This window comes from Streptomyces sp. STAM6, assembly GCF_054963715.1.
Genome location: NZ_JBUEFZ010000060.1, coordinates 1 through 18,758 on the forward strand (window position 1 = coordinate 1; position 18,758 = coordinate 18,758).

The 18,758-nt window shown below is 72.0% G+C and carries 12 protein-coding genes; 3 read left to right on the forward strand and 9 right to left on the reverse strand.

What is annotated here, in order from left to right; translation table 11 throughout:
- Both ACY34K_RS32955 and ACY34K_RS32960 read right to left on the reverse strand, forming a co-directional pair.
- Nucleotides 1-955 (reverse strand): DNA polymerase Y family protein (locus ACY34K_RS32955; protein WP_462753788.1); only part of this gene is annotated, 955 nt, incomplete at its 3' end.
- Entirely contained in the window at nucleotides 952-4,440 is a 3,489-nt protein-coding gene (locus ACY34K_RS32960) for a DNA polymerase III subunit alpha (RefSeq protein ID WP_462753790.1), read from the reverse strand. The genes ACY34K_RS32955 and ACY34K_RS32960, both read right to left, overlap by 4 nt.
- A gap of 201 nt (nucleotides 4,441-4,641) precedes the next feature.
- Here ACY34K_RS32960 and ACY34K_RS32965 point away from each other — a divergent pair, with 201 nt between their 5' ends.
- The gene (locus tag ACY34K_RS32965; protein WP_462753792.1) at nucleotides 4,642-5,691 is read left to right on the forward strand and encodes an ABC-2 transporter permease; all 1,050 of its coding nucleotides are present in this window, start codon (nucleotides 4,642-4,644) and stop codon (nucleotides 5,689-5,691) included.
- 75 nt (nucleotides 5,692-5,766) lie between these two features.
- Here ACY34K_RS32965 and ACY34K_RS32970 read toward each other — a convergent pair whose 3' ends face one another.
- Nucleotides 5,767-6,852 carry a S1 family peptidase gene (locus tag ACY34K_RS32970; RefSeq protein WP_462753794.1) on the reverse strand — a complete coding sequence of 362 codons (1,086 nt, stop codon included), beginning with the start codon at nucleotides 6,850-6,852 and terminating at the stop codon, nucleotides 5,767-5,769.
- Between the two features lie 337 nt (nucleotides 6,853-7,189).
- Between ACY34K_RS32970 and ACY34K_RS32975 the strand changes: the two genes are divergently transcribed.
- Nucleotides 7,190-8,059, forward strand: coding sequence for an alpha/beta fold hydrolase (locus tag ACY34K_RS32975; RefSeq protein WP_462753796.1), 870 nt, complete (start codon nucleotides 7,190-7,192; stop codon nucleotides 8,057-8,059).
- 151 nt (nucleotides 8,060-8,210) lie between these two features.
- On the opposite strand, the gene fxsT is transcribed toward ACY34K_RS32975, so the two are convergent.
- The 4 genes from fxsT to fxsA form a co-directional block, all read right to left on the reverse strand.
- Nucleotides 8,211-12,137: an FxSxx-COOH system tetratricopeptide repeat protein gene (gene fxsT / locus ACY34K_RS32980; protein ID WP_462753798.1), complete on the reverse strand. Its 3,927-nt coding sequence runs from the start codon at nucleotides 12,135-12,137 to the stop codon at nucleotides 8,211-8,213.
- Nucleotides 12,121-13,479: an FxsC protein gene (gene fsxC / locus ACY34K_RS32985; RefSeq protein WP_462753800.1), complete on the reverse strand. Its 1,359-nt coding sequence runs from the start codon at nucleotides 13,477-13,479 to the stop codon at nucleotides 12,121-12,123. The genes fxsT and fsxC overlap by 17 nt, the downstream gene beginning before the upstream one ends.
- A gap of 74 nt (nucleotides 13,480-13,553) precedes the next feature.
- Nucleotides 13,554-15,767, reverse strand: coding sequence for a radical SAM/SPASM protein FxsBH, inactivated beta-hydroxylase extension form (gene fxsBH / locus ACY34K_RS32990; protein WP_462753801.1), 2,214 nt, complete (start codon nucleotides 15,765-15,767; stop codon nucleotides 13,554-13,556).
- Between the two features lie 9 nt (nucleotides 15,768-15,776).
- Nucleotides 15,777-15,941: an FxSxx-COOH cyclophane-containing RiPP peptide gene (gene fxsA, locus ACY34K_RS32995; RefSeq protein ID WP_462753803.1), complete on the reverse strand. Its 165-nt coding sequence runs from the start codon at nucleotides 15,939-15,941 to the stop codon at nucleotides 15,777-15,779.
- A gap of 232 nt (nucleotides 15,942-16,173) precedes the next feature.
- On the opposite strand from fxsA, the gene ACY34K_RS33000 reads away from it, so the two are divergent.
- Nucleotides 16,174-17,073 carry a DUF4231 domain-containing protein gene (locus ACY34K_RS33000; RefSeq protein ID WP_462753804.1) on the forward strand — a complete coding sequence of 300 codons (900 nt, stop codon included), beginning with the start codon at nucleotides 16,174-16,176 and terminating at the stop codon, nucleotides 17,071-17,073.
- Between the two features lie 30 nt (nucleotides 17,074-17,103).
- Here the strand turns inward: ACY34K_RS33000 and ACY34K_RS33005 are convergent, their stop codons facing one another.
- Nucleotides 17,104-17,583, reverse strand: coding sequence for a hypothetical protein (locus tag ACY34K_RS33005; protein ID WP_462753806.1), 480 nt, complete (start codon nucleotides 17,581-17,583; stop codon nucleotides 17,104-17,106).
- A 122-nt stretch (nucleotides 17,584-17,705) separates the two neighbouring features.
- Nucleotides 17,706-18,608, reverse strand: a complete 903-nt coding sequence (locus tag ACY34K_RS33010) for a S1 family peptidase (protein WP_462753808.1) — start codon at nucleotides 18,606-18,608, stop codon at nucleotides 17,706-17,708.
- Nucleotides 18,609-18,758 lie beyond the last annotated feature (150 nt).

Sequence of the window (18,758 nt, forward strand, 5' to 3'; positions counted from 1 at the left end):
CGGCCAGCGAGCCCGGCACGATCACCTGGCGGCCGAACTTCGCCCGCGCCCGGTCCGCCACCGCCTCGATCCGGCGGGCCTTCTCGTCGGCGGGATCGAAGGAGAGCTGGTGCGTGGCCCGTTCGGCGGGAACCAGCCCCTCCGCGCGCAGCGCGATCCCGCGGACCCGGGCGCGTTGCAGTCCGAGCGCGTCGTGCAGGGCGTAGGCGGCCTCGCACAGCGCCGCCGAGTGGGCGGTCGGCTCGCGCAGGGTGCGGGTCCGGGTGGTGGTGGAGCGGTCGGCGTACCGCACGGTGAGCGTGAGGGAGCGGCAGATCTGGTCCTCGGTCCGCATCCGGGCGCCCAACTCCCCGGCGAGCGAGAGCAGGGCGCGCCGCTGCCGGTCCGGATCCAGTTCGTCCCGGTCGAAGGCCCGTTCCGCGGCGATCGACCGGGAGGCGGCGTTGGGGACGACGGCCGTGCGGTCGATGCCCCGCGCCCGCTCCCACAGTTCGCGTCCGGCGCGGGCGCCCACGATCCGCTGGAGCACGGCGAGCGGGGCGGCCGCGACCCGGCCGATGGAGTCCAGCCCGTATGTGCTGAGGGTGCGGGCGGTGGCCGGACCGACCCCGTACAGCGTGGCGACCGGCTTGTCCCGCAGGAACGCCTCGGCGTCCTCGACCACGAGAGTGGTGCCGGGCGCGGCCTCACGTGCCGCCATCCGGGCCAGCATCGGGTTGGGGCCGGCGCCGACGGCGCACTCCACGCCGTACAGGGCGAGCGCCCGGACCCGGATCAGGGCGGCCAGTCCGGCGGGCCCGCGCCCGAAGTACCGCACGGCGCCGCGTACGTCGGCGAGCGCGGCGTCGGGCGGCGCTGCCTCGACGACGGGGGTGAACTCGCCGATCAGCGCGACCAGTTGCGGCAGCAGCGCCTCATGCATGGGCTCCAGCCGGAACCGTACGTGGAGGATCATCCCGCGCTCCCCGGACTCTGGTGCCACAGCTTCTTCGGCGCCCCGGCCACTCCTTCACCCGCCGGGCGCAGGTCCGCCCAGGGGTTCATCTCGTACCCGGTGGGCATGGTGATCCGCCGTCCGGTGCCGGAGGAGGACGGCGTGGCGGGCACCGGCTCCGCGAGGCGTGCCGCCACCGCGTCCAGGCCGCCCTCGCGGCGCAGCTCCACCAGTTCGGCGAGGTTCCAGGCGGCCGAGCCGACCACGCTGAGGCTGCGCGGCCCGCGCCGCTGCACCACTCCGCGCACCAGCAGCAGCCAGGAGTGGAAGACGGTGTGGGCGCAGGCCTCGTGGCTGTTGTCGAAGAAGGCCAGGTCGACCAGGCCCGTGCCGTCGTCGAGCGTGCTGAAGATGACCCGTTTGCCGGACCGGATGGGCGGGGTCTGGGTGGCCGCCTTGGCGCCGGCGACCAGCACGGTCCGCCCGTGCGGGGCCGCGCGCAACCGCTGTGCGGTGACCACGCCGAGCTCCTCCAGGAAGGCCCGGTGGTCGCTCATCAGGTTCCGTGAGGCGTCCATGGACAGCACGCCCAGTTCGGCGCTGAGCCGTTCGGCGTCGCTGAGGTCCGGCAGCCCGACGGGCGCGGATTTCCGGCCGCCGGCGAGGGGGAGCTGGTCCCCGTAGGAGCCGGATCCCCGCTGGATGCGGTGGAGTTCGGCGAGGTGGAGCAGCAGGTCGCGGCGGTTGGCGCCGAACGCGTCGAGCGCGCCGACCTGCGCGAGCCGTTCGGCGACGGGGCGGCTGGGCCGGGCCCGTTCCCAGAAGTCCAGCAGAGAGGCGTAGGGCTGTCCGGCCTCGATCCGGGCCGCCTCCGCCTCGCTGATGCCGTGGACGTCGCCGAGGGCGAGCCGCAGGCCCCACTTCCCCAGTGAACCGGACACCAGTTCGATCCTGTGTGCGGCCGCGGACCGGTTCACGTCCACCGGGAGCACCGGCACCCCGCGCCGCCGCGCGTCCGCCAGCAGCAGCCGCTTCGGGTACATGCCGGGGTCGTGGGTGAGCAGCCCGGCGTAGAAGGCGGCCGGGTGGTGGGCCTTGAGCCACGCCGACTGGTACGTCGGAACGGCGAAGGCGACCGCGTGGGCCTTGCAGAAGCCGTAACTGCCGAAGGCCTCGACGATCTCCCAGGTACGGGCGACCACGTCGGGCGCGTACCCCCGCGCCCGCGCGTGCTGTTCGAACCAGACCTTGATCCGGCCCTGGGACTCGGGGTCGGACAGCCCGCGCCGCACCGCGTCGGCCTCCTCCCGGCCGCAGCCGGTCATGATGTCCACGATCTTGATGATCTGCTCGTGGAAGACGACGACTCCGTACGTCTCCCTCAGCGCGTCCTCCAGATCGGGGTGGGGGTAGCGGACGGGTGCCCGGCCGTGCCGGGCCTCGATGAACGGCCGCACCATGTCGGCCGCGACCGGTCCCGGCCGGAAGAGAGAGATGTCCACGACCAGGTCGTGGAAGGTGGCCGGCTGCAGCCGCCCGACCAGGTCGCGCTGGCCCGGCGACTCGATCTGGAAGCAGCCGAGCGTCTCGGTGGAGCGAATGAGTTCATAGGTGGCGGGGTCGCCGGGCCGCACCTGCTCCGGGTCGTCGAGGTCGACCACCTCACCGCTCGCCCGCTCGACCTCGGCGACCGCGTGCGCCATCGCCGACTGCATCCGCACGCCGAGGACGTCGAGCTTGAGCAGCCCGAGCTCCTCCACGTCGTCCTTGTCGAACTGGGACATGGGGAAGCTCTCGCCGCTGGTCGGCATCACCGGCGTACGGGAGAGCAGCGAGGCGTCCGAGAGCAGCACCCCGCACGGGTGCATGGCGACGCCGCGCGGCAGCGCGTCCAGCGCCTCGACCAGCTCCCACAGCTTTCCGTACTTCTCGCGCTCCCCGGCCAGGTCGCGCAGCTCGGGCAGTTCGTCGAGGGCGGCGCGGGCGTCCCGGGCGCGGATGTGCGGGAAGGACTTGGCGATCCGGTCGATCTCGGCGGGGTCCATGGACAGGGCGGCGCCGACGTCCCGCACCGCGTGGCGGACCCGGTAGGTCTCGGGCATGGCGACGGCGGCGACCCGCTCGGGGCCGAAGCGGCCGAGGATCGCGCGGTAGACCTCCAGGCGGCGGGCGGACTCCACGTCGATGTCGATGTCGGGCAGCGCGGGCCGCCGCACCGACAGGAACCGCTCCATCAGCAGGTCCTGTTCGACCGGGTCGGCGTGGGCGATGCCGAGGAGGTGGTTGACCAGGGAGCCGGCGCCGGAGCCGCGCGCGGCGACCCGGATGCCCATGGCGCGGACGTCGTCGACGACCTGGGCGACGGTGAGGAAGTACGAGGCGAAGCCGAGCCGTTCGATGGTGCGCAGCTCGTCCTCCAGCCGGGCCCAGTAGGTACGGTCCTGGTCGTGGCGGCGCAGCACCATGCCGGCGGCGCAGCGGGAGCGCAGTACGCGCTCGGCGGTGCGCCGGTCCGCGCCGACCAGGTGCGGCTCGGGGAAGTGGACGGTGCCCATGCCCAGGTCGTCCTCGGGGTCGACGACGCACCCGGCCGCCGTCTCCTCGGTCATGGCGAGCAGCCGGTGGGCGGTGTCGCGGCGGAAGCCGGCGGCCTCGGCGACCCGCTCGGCGGCCGCCTCCATCGTGGCCGGGTCCTTGAGCCAGCGCTCCCCGCTGTCGAGGCCCTTGCGGGGGTCGACGGGGACCAGCCGGCGGGCCGCGTCGAGGACGTCGGCGACCGGGCCGAGGCCGGGGTCGGCGTACCGCACCGCGTTGGTGAGCACGGGCCGCACGCCCTGTTCGGCGGCGAGGCCGAGGGTGCGGGCGGCGTGCCGGAGCGAGCCGGGGCCGGTGCCGGTCCGGCCGTGGTGGACGACCTCCAGGCGCAGGGCATCGCCGTGGGCCTCGCGCCAGGGGGCGAGGAGCCGGGCGGCACGGTCGGGGCGGCCGGCGGCGAGGGCGCGGCCGACCTCGGAGTCGGGCCCGAGGAGTACGGTCAGGCCGTCGCCGTGGTTGTCGGCCCAGGGCAGCAGCGGGCTGCCGGTCCCGCCGGTACGCCCGGAACCGTTCCCCGGGGCGCGGACGGCTCCGTTCTCCTCCGCGTGGGCGGCGGTGATCAGCCGGCACAGAGTGGCCCAGCCCTGCCGGGAACGGGCCAGGAAGATCGCGCGGGGTGCGGATTCGTCGATGAAGGCGCCGCCGCGCACGGGGGTGCGGCGCCGCTCGGTGGGCCTCTCCTCCGTGCGGGCCCGCTCGCCGATCGCGAGGTCCACGCCGAACAGCGGGCGGACGCCCTCCCTGGCGCAGGCCCGGGCGAACCGGACCGCCCCCGCGACGGTGTCGCGGTCGGTCAGGGCGACGGCGTCCATGCCGCGCTCGGCGGCGCGGGCGGCCAGCCGCTCCGGGTGCGAGGCCCCGTACCGCAGGGAAAACCCCGAAACGGTGTGCAGATGCGTGAACCCTGGCACCCGCACCTCCTGGATCAATCCGTTCTCACCTCCCCCTCCTTCCACCATAGACCAAGTTTCGAACGCATGTACGACATCATTCCGGATGTGCTTCGCGCGGGGGCATGCCCGGTCCGGCCACCGAGGCGCCTCCCCGTCCCGGTCCGCCATTCGGCCCCGCCCCGCCTGCGCGAACGGCGGGCGCCGCCGAGCGTGGGGGACATGACGTTCGCCGACGAGATCAAGAACGCCGTCACGCCCCGGGCCGCGCTGCTGGTCATCGGCGTCCTCGCCCTGCAGCTGCTGTTCATCGCGTCCTACGTCGGAGCCCTGCACCGGCCGAAGCCGACGGACGTGCCGTTCGGCGTCGTGGCCCCCGGCGCGGCGGCCCCCCGGGCCGCCGACCGGCTCGCACGGCTGCCCGGTGACCCACTGGACCCACGGGTGCTCGCCGACCGGGCCGAGGCCCGCGACCAGATCATGGACCGGAAGATCCACGGCGCCCTGATCGTCGACCCGAGAGGCACCACCGACACCCTGCTGGTCGCCTCCGGCGGCGGCGCGAGCCTCGCCAACGCCCTGAACGCGATCATCACCGACGCGGAGCGGGCCCAGGGCCGCACCGTACGGACGGTCGACGTGTCCCCGGTCTCCCGCCAGGACTTCAACGGTCTGACCTCGTTCTACCTGGTGGTGGGGTGGTGCGTGGGCGGCTATCTGTGCGCGTCGATCCTGGCGATCAGCGCGGGCTCCCGGCCCTCGAACCCCCAGCGCGCGATCATCCGGCTCGCCGTCGTCGCGCTCTCCGGGATCGCCGGGGGCCTCGGCGGCGCGATCATCGTCGGCCCGGTCCTCGGGGCGCTGCCCGGCAGCACGGCGGCCCTGTGGGGGCTGGGCGCCCTGGTCGTCTTCGCGGTCGGCGCGGCGACCCTCGCGCTCCAGGCGCTCACCGGGATCATCGGCATCGGCCTGGCCGTCCTGCTGATCGTGATCCTGGGCAACCCGAGCGCCGGGGGCGCGTACCCGTGGCCGATGCTGCCCGACTTCTGGCGGGCGATCGGCCCGGCCCTGCCGCCGGGCGCCGGCACCTGGGCGGCGCGTTCGATCGCGTACTTCAAGGGGAACGCGCTCTCCGGGTCGATGCAGGTCCTGGCCGTCTGGGCGGTGGTCGGCGCCGTGATCACCCTGGTGGTGTCGTCGGTGCGGAAACCGCCGGAGGGTGCGCCGGCCGGTGCGCCCTCCGAGACCCGGCGGACCCCGGCGGGGACGTGACCGGGCGGGGACATGACGGGAAGAGGGGCCCCGGACCGTGGTCCGGGGCCCCTCTCACGTCTCACGTGCGGAGCGTCAGCCGATCTCCGCGCCGAAGGCGGCCAGCGCCTCCGGGACCGGCTGGAAGAACGTCTCGCCACCGGAGGAGCAGTCGCCGCTGCCGCCCGAGGTCAGACCGATCGCCGTGTCACCGGCGAACAGCGAGCCGCCGCTGTCGCCCGGCTCGGCGCAGACGTTGGTCTGGATGAGGCCCTCGACGATGTCGCCGTTGCCGTAGTTCACCGTGGCGTTCAGGCCGGTGACCTCGCCGTCGTGGACCTGGGTGGTGGAGCCGCTGCGGGTCACCTTCATGCCGACGGTCGCCTCGCCCGCCTTGGTGATGGCCTGCGTGCTGCCGTTGTACAGGTTCACCTCGCTCGGGTGCGCGGCGTCCCCGTTGTACTTGACCAGCGCGAAGTCATTGCCCGGGAACTGCGAGTCGGCCATCGTGCCGATCTCCGGGCCGCCCTGGGACTCCGCCCACTTGCTGCCCGCCTGGCCGCAGTGGCCCGCGGTGATGAAGTGCGGCTGGCCGTCCTTGACCACGTTGAACCCGAGCGAGCAGCGCCCGCCGCCGGAGTGGATCGCGTCGCCGCCCGCGACGAACGGCTTGAACTCCCCGGCCGAGCGCTTCAGTTCCGCTCTGGCGCCCAGGCCCTTGACCACCTGGGTGAGCTTGTCCAGGGAGGTGCCCTTGACCGTGCGGTCGGCGGTCACGACCACCTTGTTGGTCACCGGGTCGACGGCCCAGGACGTGCCGGGGATGGTCGCCTGCTTCTTCAGCGTCTGCCGGGCGCCCGTCAGCTCGGCGAGCGTGTTCTCGACGACGCGTGCCTTGCCGCCGGCCTTGCGCACGGACTGGGCCGCCGCCTCGTCGACCACATTGACCACGAGCGTCTTCGACTTCACGTCGTAGTACGCGCCGGCGGTGTCACCGCCCAGCTTCTTGTCGAGCGACGAGGCCAGATCGCCCGCCGCCGCGGCCGACAGGGTCTTCACAGTGAACTGCGGGGCTTCCTCGCTGGCGTTCGCAGTCTGGAAAGTGACTCCCGCTCCGAGCAGCGCCACCACGGCTCCGCCGGCCAGTGCCGCACGCCTCTTGGGTATGCGTCGGTGCTTCAACGTCAACCTCCTGTGGGGGCCGCGTCCGGGCACGTGGGGCGCCCTGACACGGAGGATGGAGCGCCCACTATCCCGATACCAACGGGTAGCACACAAGGTCGACTTCAGGACGCGCACGCGACCTTCACTTCGCGCCCCCGGCGCGCCCACCTACCGAGGGTCACAACCGATCGGTTCCATATGCGAACACCCCTCGCGATCACACCGTGTGCAGACGGTAAGGACCAGACCAGTCCGGATTCGGTCGGGTGATCGCGCCGGAAAGAGAGTCCCCCGGCGGCTCCTGATGGGTCATCATCGGAGCGGTGGCAGTCACCTACGGCGAAGGAGACGCGTTTTGCGACGTCAGGTGCGCGCGGCCGACGGCCGGCATCTGATGGTGGAGCGCCTGGGGGACCCGTACGGCAGTCCGGTGTTCCTGTTGCACGGCACGCCCGGGAGCCGGCTCGGCCCGGCCCCCAGAGGCATGGTGCTCTACCAGCGCGGCATGCAGCTGATCGCGTACGACCGTCCCGGCTACGGCGGTTCGGACCGGCTGAAGGGCCGCAGTGTGGCCGATGTGGCCTCGGACGTGGCGGCGATCGCCGACGCCCTCGGCCTGGAGAGGTTCGCGGTGGTGGGCCGCTCCGGCGGCGCCCCGCACGCACTGGCCTGCGCGGCGCTGCTGCCGGAGCGGGTGACACGGACGGCCGCGCTGGTGACCCTGGCGCCGCGGGACGCCGACGGACTGGACTGGTTCGAGGGCATGGCCGCGTCGAACGTGACGGAGTACACGACCGCGACCCTCGACCCGGAAGGTGTCGCCGCCCGGCTCACCCCGCGCGCCGACGAGATCAGGAAGGACCCGGTCCGGCTCCTCGACGACCTGCGCCGCGAACTGACGGCCTCCGACCGGATGGTCGTCTCGGACGCGGGCGTCCGGTCGATGCTGCTGCGCAACTACCAGGAGGCCCTGCGGACCTCCGCGTACGGGTGGATCGACGACGCGCTGGCCTTCTGCAGCCCCTGGGGCTTCGACCCGGCGGACATCCCCGGTGAAGTGCTGCTCTGGCACGGCGAGCAGGATGTGTTCTCGCCGGTCGGGCACTCCCGCTGGCTCGCCCAGCGCATCCCGGGCGCGACGGCCGTCCTGGAACCGGCCGCCGCGCACTTCGACGCCCTGCACGCCCTGCCCCGTGTCCTCACCTGGCTGCTCGCCGCCGGGTGAGGACCTGCTCGCGCCGCCCGGCGAGTGAGGCGAAGGGGCGGCGACTGCGCCGAAAGGGAGAACGCGCACAGGCTCCGAGGAACGAGGAGCCGAGCACGATCGACCGTCGGCGCAGGCAAAGCCGCCCCGGAGCCGAACCGAGCCGGAAGATTTAGACGGCCAGCGGCTCCAGGTCTCGGTGGACCCGGCGGTCCTCGCGTGACAGCCGGGTCAGCGCGTGGTCGTCTCCGAGCTGCCGCGACAGTTCCTCGGCCGTCTCCGACCGCACCCGCGCCGCCTCGTCCTTGCGGCCGAGCGCGCCGAGCGTGACGGCGAGGTTGGACGCGACGCCGAGCACCTCCGGGTGGTGTCCGCCCAGCACCTCCCTCAGCAGGCCGAGGGTGCGCCGTTCGATTTCCAGGGCGAGGTCGAACTCACCGAGGTCGGCCTTGGCGTTGGCGAGGTTGACGGTACAGAACAGCGCGTGCGGATGCCGCTCCCCCAGCACCTCCCGCATGACCCGCAGCGCGCTGTCCAGTGTCTGCTCCGCGAGCTCGGGCGTCCCGCAGCCCCACTGGTAGATGCCGAGGTTGTTGAGGGCGGCGAGGGTGTACGGGTGCCGCTCCCCCGGCACCTTCATGTACTGGTCGACGACCTCCTGCGCCAGGTCACGGGCCGCCACCGGCTCCCCCGCCGCGAACAGGTCCGCGGCCAGGTTCAGGTCGCAGGCCAGCGAGTCCGGGTTGGCCGAGGTGTACTTGGCGCGGTAGCGGTTACGGGTGGCCGTGGTCAGCCTTCGGGCGTCGTCCAGCCGGCCTGCCCTGCGCAGGGACACCGCGAGGCTCTTGGCGGCGGCGAGGGTGCCGGGGAAGGCCCGGCCGAGGGTCTCCTTGTAGGCGTCGTAGGTCCGGCTGAGCAGCGTCACCGAGTCCTCGTACCGGCCGACTTCGCGGAGGTCGCGGGCGAGCGAGGTGGCCGAGGAGAGGGTGTAGGGGTGCTCGGGGCCGAGCACCTCGGTGCGCCGGTCGAAGACGTCCTGGTCGATCTCGCGCGCCCGGGCGTACTGGCCGACCATGCGCAGGTTGAGGGCCAGGTTGTTGGCGGCGGCGAGGGTGCGCGGGTGGGACTCGTGGAAGATCTGGCTGAAGCCCTCGTGCGCCTCGGTGGCCAGCTCCATCGCCCTGCCGTACTGGCCGAGGGTGCCGAGGTCCATGGCGAGCCCGCTGGTGGTCATGTAGGTGTGCGGGTGGGAGGGGCCGAGGACCCTGCGCTGGCGCACCAGCGTCTCCTCGTCGAGCTCCTTGGCCTCCACGTACCGGCCCTGGGTGCGCAGGATGTTGGAGAGGTGGAAGCGCAGGTAGAGGTACTGGAGATCGTCGTTGCCGAGCATCTCGCGCCACGCCTCGCGCAGGTCGCTGCCCAGGCTCCAGGCGGTCTGCACGTCACCGCGTTTCCACAGGTAGCGCACGCGGTCGATGAGCAGCCGGCGGGTCTCCGGCTCCTTGCAGTACCGGGCCTCGGAGGTGCCGAGGTGCGGCCAGATGGTGGCGAACCGGGGCCAGGTCTCGGGGTTGTCGATCGGCTCGTCGTCGTCCGGGCGTGCGCCGGCGAGGATGCGGTGGACGGCGTGCCGGGCCTCCCGCTGTTCCTCCTCGGACAGCTGGGCGCGGATCACGGCCTGCACCAGCCGGTGCACCTGGATGGAGTTGGACACCTGGTCGACCTTGGCGAGGGCGAACCGGCCGATTTCCCGGATCACCCGCCCGAGCACCAGTTTCTCCTGCAGGGACGCGTCGTAGGGCTTGAGGGCCTCGATCATCTCCTTGCTGTAGAGGAGGTTGGCGTGGATCGGCTCGGGTGCGAAGAAGGCGCACAGCTGGAGCAGCCGCACGGCGGCCGGTGAGCGCTCCTTGAGGCGTTCGATGGAGACGTTCCAGGTCGCGGCGACCGGTTCGGGGTAGCCGGCCGGCTGATTGAGGGCGAGGGTGCGGGCCGCCGCCTGTTCCAGCTGCTCCAGGTAGGCGGCCACGGGTGTGGCGGTCTCGGCGATCCAGGCGGCGGCCTGCTCGACGGCGAGCGGCAGGTCTCCGACGGCGGTGGCGACCTGGTCGGCGTCCTCCGCGCTCAGGCCCTTGGCGCGGCGCTGGAGGTGCTCGATGGACTCCTCGCGCAGGAAGACGTCGACGGGCAGCGCGTCGCCGTACTGCGACCAGGTCTGGTTGCGGGAGGTGACGAGGATGTGGCCGCCGGTGGGGAAGAACCTCTTGAGCTGGTCGGGGTCGTCGGCGTTGTCGAAGACCAGCAGCCAGCGGTTGGACGGCACTCCGCGCCGCAGCAGGTCGATGGCTTCCTGGGAGGCCGCGGCCATGTCCTCGCCGCCCTGGGCGCCGAGGCGGACGGCGAGTTCGGCGAGCGAGGCGATCACGTCGTCGGTCTGTTCGGCGGAGATCCACCAGACCAGGTCGTAGTCGGCCATGAAGCGGTGGACGTACTCGAGGGCGACCTGGGTCTTGCCGACGCCGCCGAGGCCGTACAGCGTCTGGGGCTGCGGCAGGACGACGGCCATACCGCCACCGAGCTGGTCCCGCATGCGTTCCAGGACGACGGACCGGCCGGTGAAGCCGGGGTTGCGGGGCGGGGCGTTCCAGATCTTGGGCACGGTGCCGGGGAAACGCGGGCCGGGCGGGACGCCGTCGTGGAGTTTCACGGGCCGGTCCAGGGCGCGCAGCAGTGCGGTGGTGGCGTGCACCTCGTCGAGCCGGAACAGGTCCACGGGGTTCCGGTCGATGTACGGGGTGGTGAGCCGGACGTCCCCGACGCGTACCGGCAGCAGGTGCCGGCGGCCGCCGCCGGGGTCCTCGCCAGCGGCACGTTCCCAGACCTCGACGGCGCGGGAGGACTTGAGGTAGGCGCTGGACAGCAGGACGACGGTGCGGGCGGCGCTCTCGGCGGTGGCGTTCGTGCCGGCGAGGGCGGGGTCGGCGGAGACGTCGCGGGGGACGACCCGGAAGCCGGCGCGGGTGAGGACCGATTCGATCCAGTCGGCCCACATACGGTTCTCGGCGACGTAGCTGAGGAAGAGGTCGGCGGGCATGGCGGGGCGGCGGCGGGTGAAGGCGTCGCGGATCCGCAGCCGGACCTCTTCGTTGACGGGCGGCATGGCGGTGACCCGCCCGTCGGTGATGACGGCGGTGAGCCGCTCGAAGGCGGACAGCAGCGAGTTGGCGATCCCCGCGTCGTCACCGAAGGTGGCGAGGGTCTCCTCGTAGGCGTAGTAGGGCCGGTACGGGATCTCCACGGCGCCCCAGTAGGCGGCGAGTTCCTCGCCGGTGAGCCCGCTGGGGAAGCCGTCGAACTTCAGCCGGGCCAGTGCCCGCCCGGCGTCGGCCTTCTCCTTCTCGCCCTCGTCGATACGCATCGGTACGGGGAAGATCTGGATGCCCCGGCCGCCGTACCGCTCGTCGATCTGGCGGGCCACGGCCGCAGCGCCGTCCATGGACTGGTCGCTCAGGGTGAAGCAGTCGACCAGGGCGTCGGGCAGGTGCACGGTGCAGATGTCGGCGATGTCGCTGAGGCCGGTGCGGCTGTCGATGAGGACGTAGTCGTAGTTGGCCTTCATGTCGTCGCGCAGGGCGTCGAAGAAGTGGCCGCCGCCGAGCCGGTCGTAGAAGTTGTCCCAGTCGAAGGTGGAGACGGTGGCGGAGTACTCCCGGTTCTGCTTGCCGGCGGAGACGAAGTCCAGGGTGCCGCCGTCGGGGAACTCCCAGCCGAGCGTCTCGGGTGTGAGCGACACGGCGTGCGGCTGGATACGCGCGTAGTCCCGGTGCCAGTCGTCGGGCCGTTGCACGGGGTTGGTGGCGGCCCAGGCGTATTCGGTGATCAGGTCGATGACACCGGTGGTGGCACCGAGGGTGGAGGGGTCGAGGAAGGGGTGGAAGAAGCGGTGCAGGCCGGGCGCCTCCAGGTCCCAGTCGACGGCCAGGACCCGCTTGCCGTTCGCGGCGAGAATCCAGGCCGTGTTGGCCAGGGCCATCGTCCGTCCCGTACCACCCTTGTAGGAGTAGAAGGTGACGATGCGTCCGTCACGACTGGCTGTCATCCGGGTCCTCCGCATCGGGCGCGTTGTCATGCGTCTCGGGGATGAAGTGCGTGGTGCCGTACTCGGCCGCCATCGGGCCGCGCAGCCGGGGCCGTTCGGTGTGTCGCCCGCCCGCGGGCGGGTAGACGGCGGCGTGTCTGAGGTACTGCTGGGCGGCCGCCTCGACCACCTGCGGCAGGATCTGGCCGAACGCCTCCATGCTCGGTACGCCTCGTGCGGCGGCCCGGCTGGCGGCGCGGCCCTGGCCCATCTTGACGGGCATGGTCCGCTCCAGCTCGGCGGTCAGGTCGCTTTCGGCGGCGCGGCTCTGGGGGTCGGCGCGGTTCCAGGGGACGACGACGCTGACCCAGGGGCGGTGTTCGGCGTCGAAGGCGGCGAGCCGCTCGCGGCGGTCCTCGTCCCGGAGGGCCCAGCGGTCGACGAGCAGGATCTCGGGCCGGGTGGGGGGCTGTTTGGTGTCCATGGGCCCCGGGTCGTGGTCGAAGGAGGAGATGGTCGCCTGGTAGTTGAGCGACCGGGCGAGGTCCTCGGCGAGGTGGGCGAGGGGTCGCGCGGACTCGGGGTGGTAGGGGTTCCAGTCCTGGGGAAGGTCGCCGTAGTACTCGTGGGACCGGCCTTCGGGAAGGTCGTGCCGGGTGGGGGCGGCCACGGTGACGTGGAGGGGGCGGGGGCCTGTGCCGGGGGCGCCGAAGGCGCTGGGGGCCGAGCGGTAGTCGACGGGTCTGCCGGGGCTGACACCGGCGGTGTCGGCGACGGAGACGATGCGTTTCGCCAGTTCGTAGACGGCCCGCTCGTACTCCTCGGCGAATATCCGGAGTTTGATCAGTCCGTAGAGTCCGTCGGTGACGTACCGGTCGCCGAAGTCGCGGTGGTTGAACTGGAGTCTCTCGGCGGGGCCCGGGAGTTGCTCGGGCGGGACGGGCACCCACAGGGCGGGGACGATGGCGTCCGCCGGTCTGTTGTGTTTGGCGTGGTGGTAGATCGTGCGCTGGGCGAAGGCGTACCACTCCTTGCCGCACATCTCGCTGGCGAAGTACCGGGGCGAGAAGAGGGGGACGAAGACCCGGCAGGTGGCCAGGACTTCCCCGAGCCGCTCGGACCAGCCTTCGCCGGATCGTATCTCCCGGTCCATGAAGCCGGCGGGCGCGCCGGCCGGCAGATCGGTCATGGCCATCACATGGCCGCACAAATCGCGGAAGAGCCGCTCGACCCACATGTCGGGATCGGGGCCGCCCGCCCCGTATCTCGGTGTGTGCGCATAGCTCAAGAAGAAGTACGGCCGATGGTCCGCCGCTCGCTGCTGCGGTGACGCGTGCACACGACCCCCGTCCTGTGTGATCACTCGAATCCGGGAAGGATACGAGCGAATTAATCATTCCGGAGCACGTTCTGTTGGCCCCCACGACGTTGAGTCAATCAACGCCGCTTTTCGGTCATCCCCAGTTCCTCGCGCGCTCCGGCAACCAGGAGTTTCCCGCTGACGGTGAGTTCGGCGGCGCGTTCCAGTCGGTCCAGTGCCTTTGCGGCGTGTTCGGCGTGTCGCGGTTCGTACGCGGCGATGCCGACCCGCTCGTACGCCCCCGCCAGCAGGGCGGAGACCGGTACGGGAGCGGCGGACCACGGCGCCGGGTGGCTCCAGGAGCCGTCCTGCGCGTACAGGTCGGTGATCTCGGTGAGGGCCAGGAACTTGGCCCGGCGGAAGCCGCGGAGCAGGTGCCGGGCCAGGTCGTCGGCGCCGCCGCGCAGGGGCAGGCCGAGTGCGCCGTATCCGTGGCGGCCGACCGACGGCTGGGTTCCGGTCAGCGGGGTCAGGGTGGTCAGGCTCGCGGCGGCCTCTGCCGCCTGCTCGGGCACGGTGTCGCGCAGCAGTTTCCAGGCGCGGTCGAGCCGGTCGCTGAAGTCGGCGGCCTCGGCCTGGCCGAGCCGGCCGGTGGCGGGGGTGTCGAAGCGGTCGCGGTAGGGGTCGAGGTCATCGATGGCGGGGCCGCTCGCCGCGTGGCGCACCGGCCGCCAGTCGGCGTCGGTCTCGTCGCCGAGGACGATCCGCCGCTCGGCGCCGGCGACCCGCACCACGAAGCCGTCCTCGGTGGCGCGGACCCGGGCGTCGCCGTGGGCGGCGGCCGCGGCGGGGCCGAGCCGGAGCACGCCGAGGGTCGGCAGGTGCAGGGTGCCGTCCCGGTAGGCGACGCGCACGGGGGCATCGGTTCCGCCGCGCACGGCGGCGGCGGCGACGTGCCGGTCCAGGTGTCGCGCCAGCCGGGGCGCGTCGGCGCGGTCCTCGCGCAGGGCGTCGAGGCAGTCGAGGAGCCATCCGCGGGTGTAGGGGTGGGCGAGCACGTCGTCGAGGCCGTCGGAACGCTGTTCGACGGCGCCCGCGAGCTCCCACGCCTCGGCCCACCGCTCGCCGCCCCGGCCGGCGAGTTCGCTGTGGAGCTCGGCGAGCAGGACGCGGGTCAGGTCGTGCTGTTCGGCGCGGAGCACGGCGGGGTCGGTGACGGCGGGTGAGGCGATCCGGCCGGCGCTGCGGTCCTCGATGCCGCGCACGAGGGCTTCGAGGTCGGCGCAGTAGACGGAGGGGTTGTCGAATCCGTTCGCCGCCCGGTAGCGGTGGGTGTAGAGGCCGCCGCCGCAGGAGCGGACGACGGGGCATCGCCGGCAGGTGTCGCTGACGCCGGCGAGCCCGAGCCGGCGGGCCCGGATGCCGGGGTGGTCGGCGACCTCGTCCAGGGAGTGGCGGTGGACGTCGAATCCGGTGGCGGCGGCGCCCTCGTAGGCGCTCTTGAGGGAGTCGACCTGTTCGAGGGTGCCGTCGGTCTCGATGACGACGAGGTCGGTGGGGGCGAGGCCGAGGGATTCGGTGAGGCTGGGGCCGCCGCCGAGGGTGGACAGGACGGATTCGAAGAGGCGTACGGGTACGGGCCTGCCCTGCGCGTCCCACCGGTCGAAGACGGCGAGGATCCAGTCGGCGTACGCGGTGGGTGAGCCGTCGGGGCGCGGTGGCGGGTCCTCCCAGGTGGCGTGGGGCAGGAGGAAGTCGATGCGCGGGGGTTCGAGCGCGGCCAGCGCGTCGTAGACGGCGTGGGGGTCGTTGGCCACGTCGATGGTGCACAGCAGGCCGAGGTCGAGGTGGCGGTAGCGCTCCTGGCGCAGCAGGCCGACGGCCCGGAGGACGAGGGGGTGGCTGCTGCGGCCGTCGGCGAAGCGGCGGTGACGGTCGTTGGCCTTCTTGTCGCCGTCGAGGGAGATGCCCACCTTCACGCCGTACTCGTCGAAGAGATCGAGGTAGCGGGGGCTGAGCTGGAGGCCGTTGGTGTGGATCCTGAGGTCGAGCGTGGTGACGGGGGCGAGGGCCTTGGTGAGCTCCTCGCAGACCCGCCGGAGCCGGGCCGGCCCGGCGAGCAGAGGCTCCCCTCCGTGCAGGATCACTGACACGGAGGGCAGGGCATGTTTCTCGGCATGCTCGGCCAGTCGCAGAGCGGTCCAGGAAATCGCGTCGTCAGAGATTGCCTTGGGGCGGGTTCGCCAGCTCTGATCCGCGTGTTCGTAGACATAGCAGTGGTCACATGCAAGATCACACCTGCTATGGACTTTCAGGACGATCTCGCGGAATGGGACCAGGGGTCCTGTCATTCCGCCAGTTTAGAGCGCGGAGTTGAACGTAGAAGCGCGCTCGGTACGGTCACCGACGGACGGAAGGACACGGCTGAGCTTCTTGACGGCGTCGGCACCCCGGACGTCGATCTCGGCAAGAGGCACACGGGTCTTCTTCGCAGCAGCGAAGATCACTGAGGTCTGAAAGCTCACGGCGGCCGTCCTTGGGGGATATGGGTCGTTCTGAGTGAACCGCACCGTTGCAGTGTCGGCGGCACGACTTTACTCTCATGCCCACCCGCAGCAAATCAACGCGAGTAGTTGAAACAAAAGCGTTGCGCCAGTATTCCCCGACCGAGCCGGAACAAGCCATTCCATCGAAAGAGTGAAGACAAAACCGCAGACGGGGGTGCGCATGACCGGGTTTCAGGGCCCACTGCAGAGCATGGTCTTCCGAAACGCAGATCTGCCTGTCCTGTTCCACCGCGCGGACGAGACCGCCATCGCCCGGCAGCGCGAAGCGGTGCAGGGTACCCGGTTACAGCTGCTACTTCTGGTGGCCGGGGCATGCCTGGCGGCGATACCCGGCGGCTGGCGAATCGGCGACACATTCCAACTGGCAGGGGCGCTCTGCGCGTCGGCGTACGCCGGAGTGCTGTTCGTCACCTACCGGGCCTCTCGCCGCCGAGCAAAGTCGCATTGGCAACTCAACCGCTCCGCCGCGGAGTTCATCAAGTCGATGTGCTGGCGGTACGCGGTACACGGCACACCCTTCGACGCCAACTCCTCGGATCCCGAGACGACTTTCGTGGCTCGGCTGGAGGAGGGACTGGGCGAGCTGCGGAAGGTCGGCTGGCTGGACCCCCGGGAGGCGGCGCCCGACGCTGGGGCCGATCTGATCACCCCCGCCATGCGGATGCTGCGGGACAAGCCCTTCCGGGTCCGCAAGGAGACGTATGTCAGGGACCGTCTGATCGAGCAGCGCAACTGGTACCACAGGCGTACGGAGGTGTCGCGCCGGGCCACCACGCTGTGGTCGGCGACCATCGCCGCGCTCACCCTGCTCGCCCTCTTCCTGGGGGTGCTGCGGACCTTCTCCGTCGGCGAGTCGGGCCTGCTGTCCGCGCTGCTGTCCGCCGCGGCGGCGTCCTGTGTGGCGTGGAGCGAGATCCGCCGCCACCAGCCGCTGATAGCGGCACACTCCCTGGTGGAGGAGGACCTGGCGGCCATGCACACGGCGATGGAGACGATGATCGGCGAGGACCAGTGGGCCGGGGCGGTGTACGAGACCGAGCGGATTGTCTCGCCCCAGCACACCGACTGGCTGGTGCAGCACCGCAGGTGAGCGCTCCGAGCGGCGGTGGCTGAGGGGGCGTCAGGCCCGTTCGACCCCGGCGCGCCAGATCACGGTCACCGGCCTGCCCAGGCCGCGGGCGTAACGGACGATGTCGCCGGTGCCGCCGAGGCCGCGGGCCGGGCGGCCGTCCCAGACCGCGAGGAGCCGGTCGCAGTTGTCGGCGATGTATGTGCCGGCCGCGTAGTACGCCTCGTCGGTGGAGTGCGGGAAGGACATCCTGACCTCGCGGGTGGCCCGCTTCCTGAGTTCCTCGTAGCGGGCCAGCTGTCCGGGCCCGTCGAAGGTCAGGTCGTAGTCGCCGCTGGGGATGACTGCGGTGAGCTCGGCCCCGCGGGCGAGCGCGACGGCGGCGAAGATCTGGTCGGCTCCGACCGCCAGGCTGGAGAGCGCTTCCAGGGAGCCGTCGTGACAGCGGAGGGCCGCGTGCATCGCGCCCTCCACATGGGCGAGCAGCTCCTCGGGGATGTCTCTGTGGCCGGTCACTCCGATGCGTTTCATCCGCCCCCGCTCTCCTGTGGCCGACCGCGCTCACATCCTCTCAAATGCGGGCAGGACGCCGCGAGCCCCCGGCCGGCATCCGGTCGGGGGCCCGCTCGTGCAGGGTGGACCGCCGGCCGAGGTCAGTAGACGCTGACGCGGTAGGCGCTCAGGGCCTCCGTGACCGGCTGGAAGAAGGTCGTTCCGCCGGAGGAGCAGTTGCCACTGCCGCCGGAGGTGAGGCCGATGGCGCGGCTGCCGGAGTAGAGCGGGCCGCCGCTGTCGCCGGGCTCGGCGCACACGTTCGTCCGGATCATGCCGTAGACGATGTCGCCGCCGCCGTAGTTCACGGTGGCGTTGAGGCCGGTGACGGAGCCGCTGTGGGTGCCGGTGGTGGAGCCGCGCCGGGTGACGGACATGCCCACGGTGGCGTTGGCGGCGCTGGTGATGTCGACGCTGCCGACGGTGCCGGGCTTGGAGATGGAGGTGTTGGAGTAGCGGACGATGCCGTAGTCGTTGTTCGGGAAGCTGGACCCGGCGGTCGGGCCGAGGACGGTGGTACGGCCGGAGTTGGCGTACCAGGTGCCGGCTCCGTCGGTGCAGTGTCCGGCGGTCAGGAAGTACGTGGTTCCGGCGCTGTCGCGGACGTTGAAACCGAGGGAGCAGCGCCAGCTGGTGGCGTAGACCGCGTCGCCGCCGGAGATGAGCTTGGAGAACCTGCCCGGGGTGCGCTCGATGCGCAGGGCTCCGGCGTTGGCTCCGGCCGTACGCTTGATCTTCGCGATCTCGGCACGGGAGACCGTCGAGTCGGCGGTGACGACCAGGGCATTGGTCGCCGGGTCGATGTGCCAGGCGGTACCGGCGACATCGGCATCGAGGACGGCGGCGCCGGCCGCGGACAGCTGGGACGCGCTGAAGGCCTGGGGGGAGTCCGCGTTCGCGGCGGGGACCGCGAGGGCGGCGGCGGCAGCCAGACCGGTGGTGACGGCGAGCAGACGGGACCGTCTGGCTATGCCGCTGCGGGGGTTGGTGCGCTTGTTCCTCACTTCTCGTTCCTCCCGAAGGGAATCGGGGGCCCGCCGTGGGGGGTCGGGCCCGTGAGGCGCAGTCAGTTTTCCTGGTGGGGCTCGCTTCGCCTCCGGGGCGCTCGCCGCGTACATCGAGGCCGCTTCCACAAGCGGCCTCCGGCCGCGGGG

Coding starts and splice junctions, on each gene's coding strand:
- fxsT (WP_462753798.1), bottom strand. CDS start 12,137: ATGACAGCCAGTCGTGACGGACGCATCGTCACCTTCTACTCCTACAAG.
- ACY34K_RS33000 (WP_462753804.1), top strand. CDS start 16,174: ATGGTCTTCCGAAACGCAGATCTGCCTGTCCTGTTCCACCGCGCGGAC.
- ACY34K_RS33005 (WP_462753806.1), bottom strand. CDS start 17,583: ATGAAACGCATCGGAGTGACCGGCCACAGAGACATCCCCGAGGAGCTG.
- ACY34K_RS32965 (WP_462753792.1), top strand. CDS start 4,642: ATGACGTTCGCCGACGAGATCAAGAACGCCGTCACGCCCCGGGCCGCG.
- fxsBH (WP_462753801.1), bottom strand. CDS start 15,767: ATGACAGGACCCCTGGTCCCATTCCGCGAGATCGTCCTGAAAGTCCAT.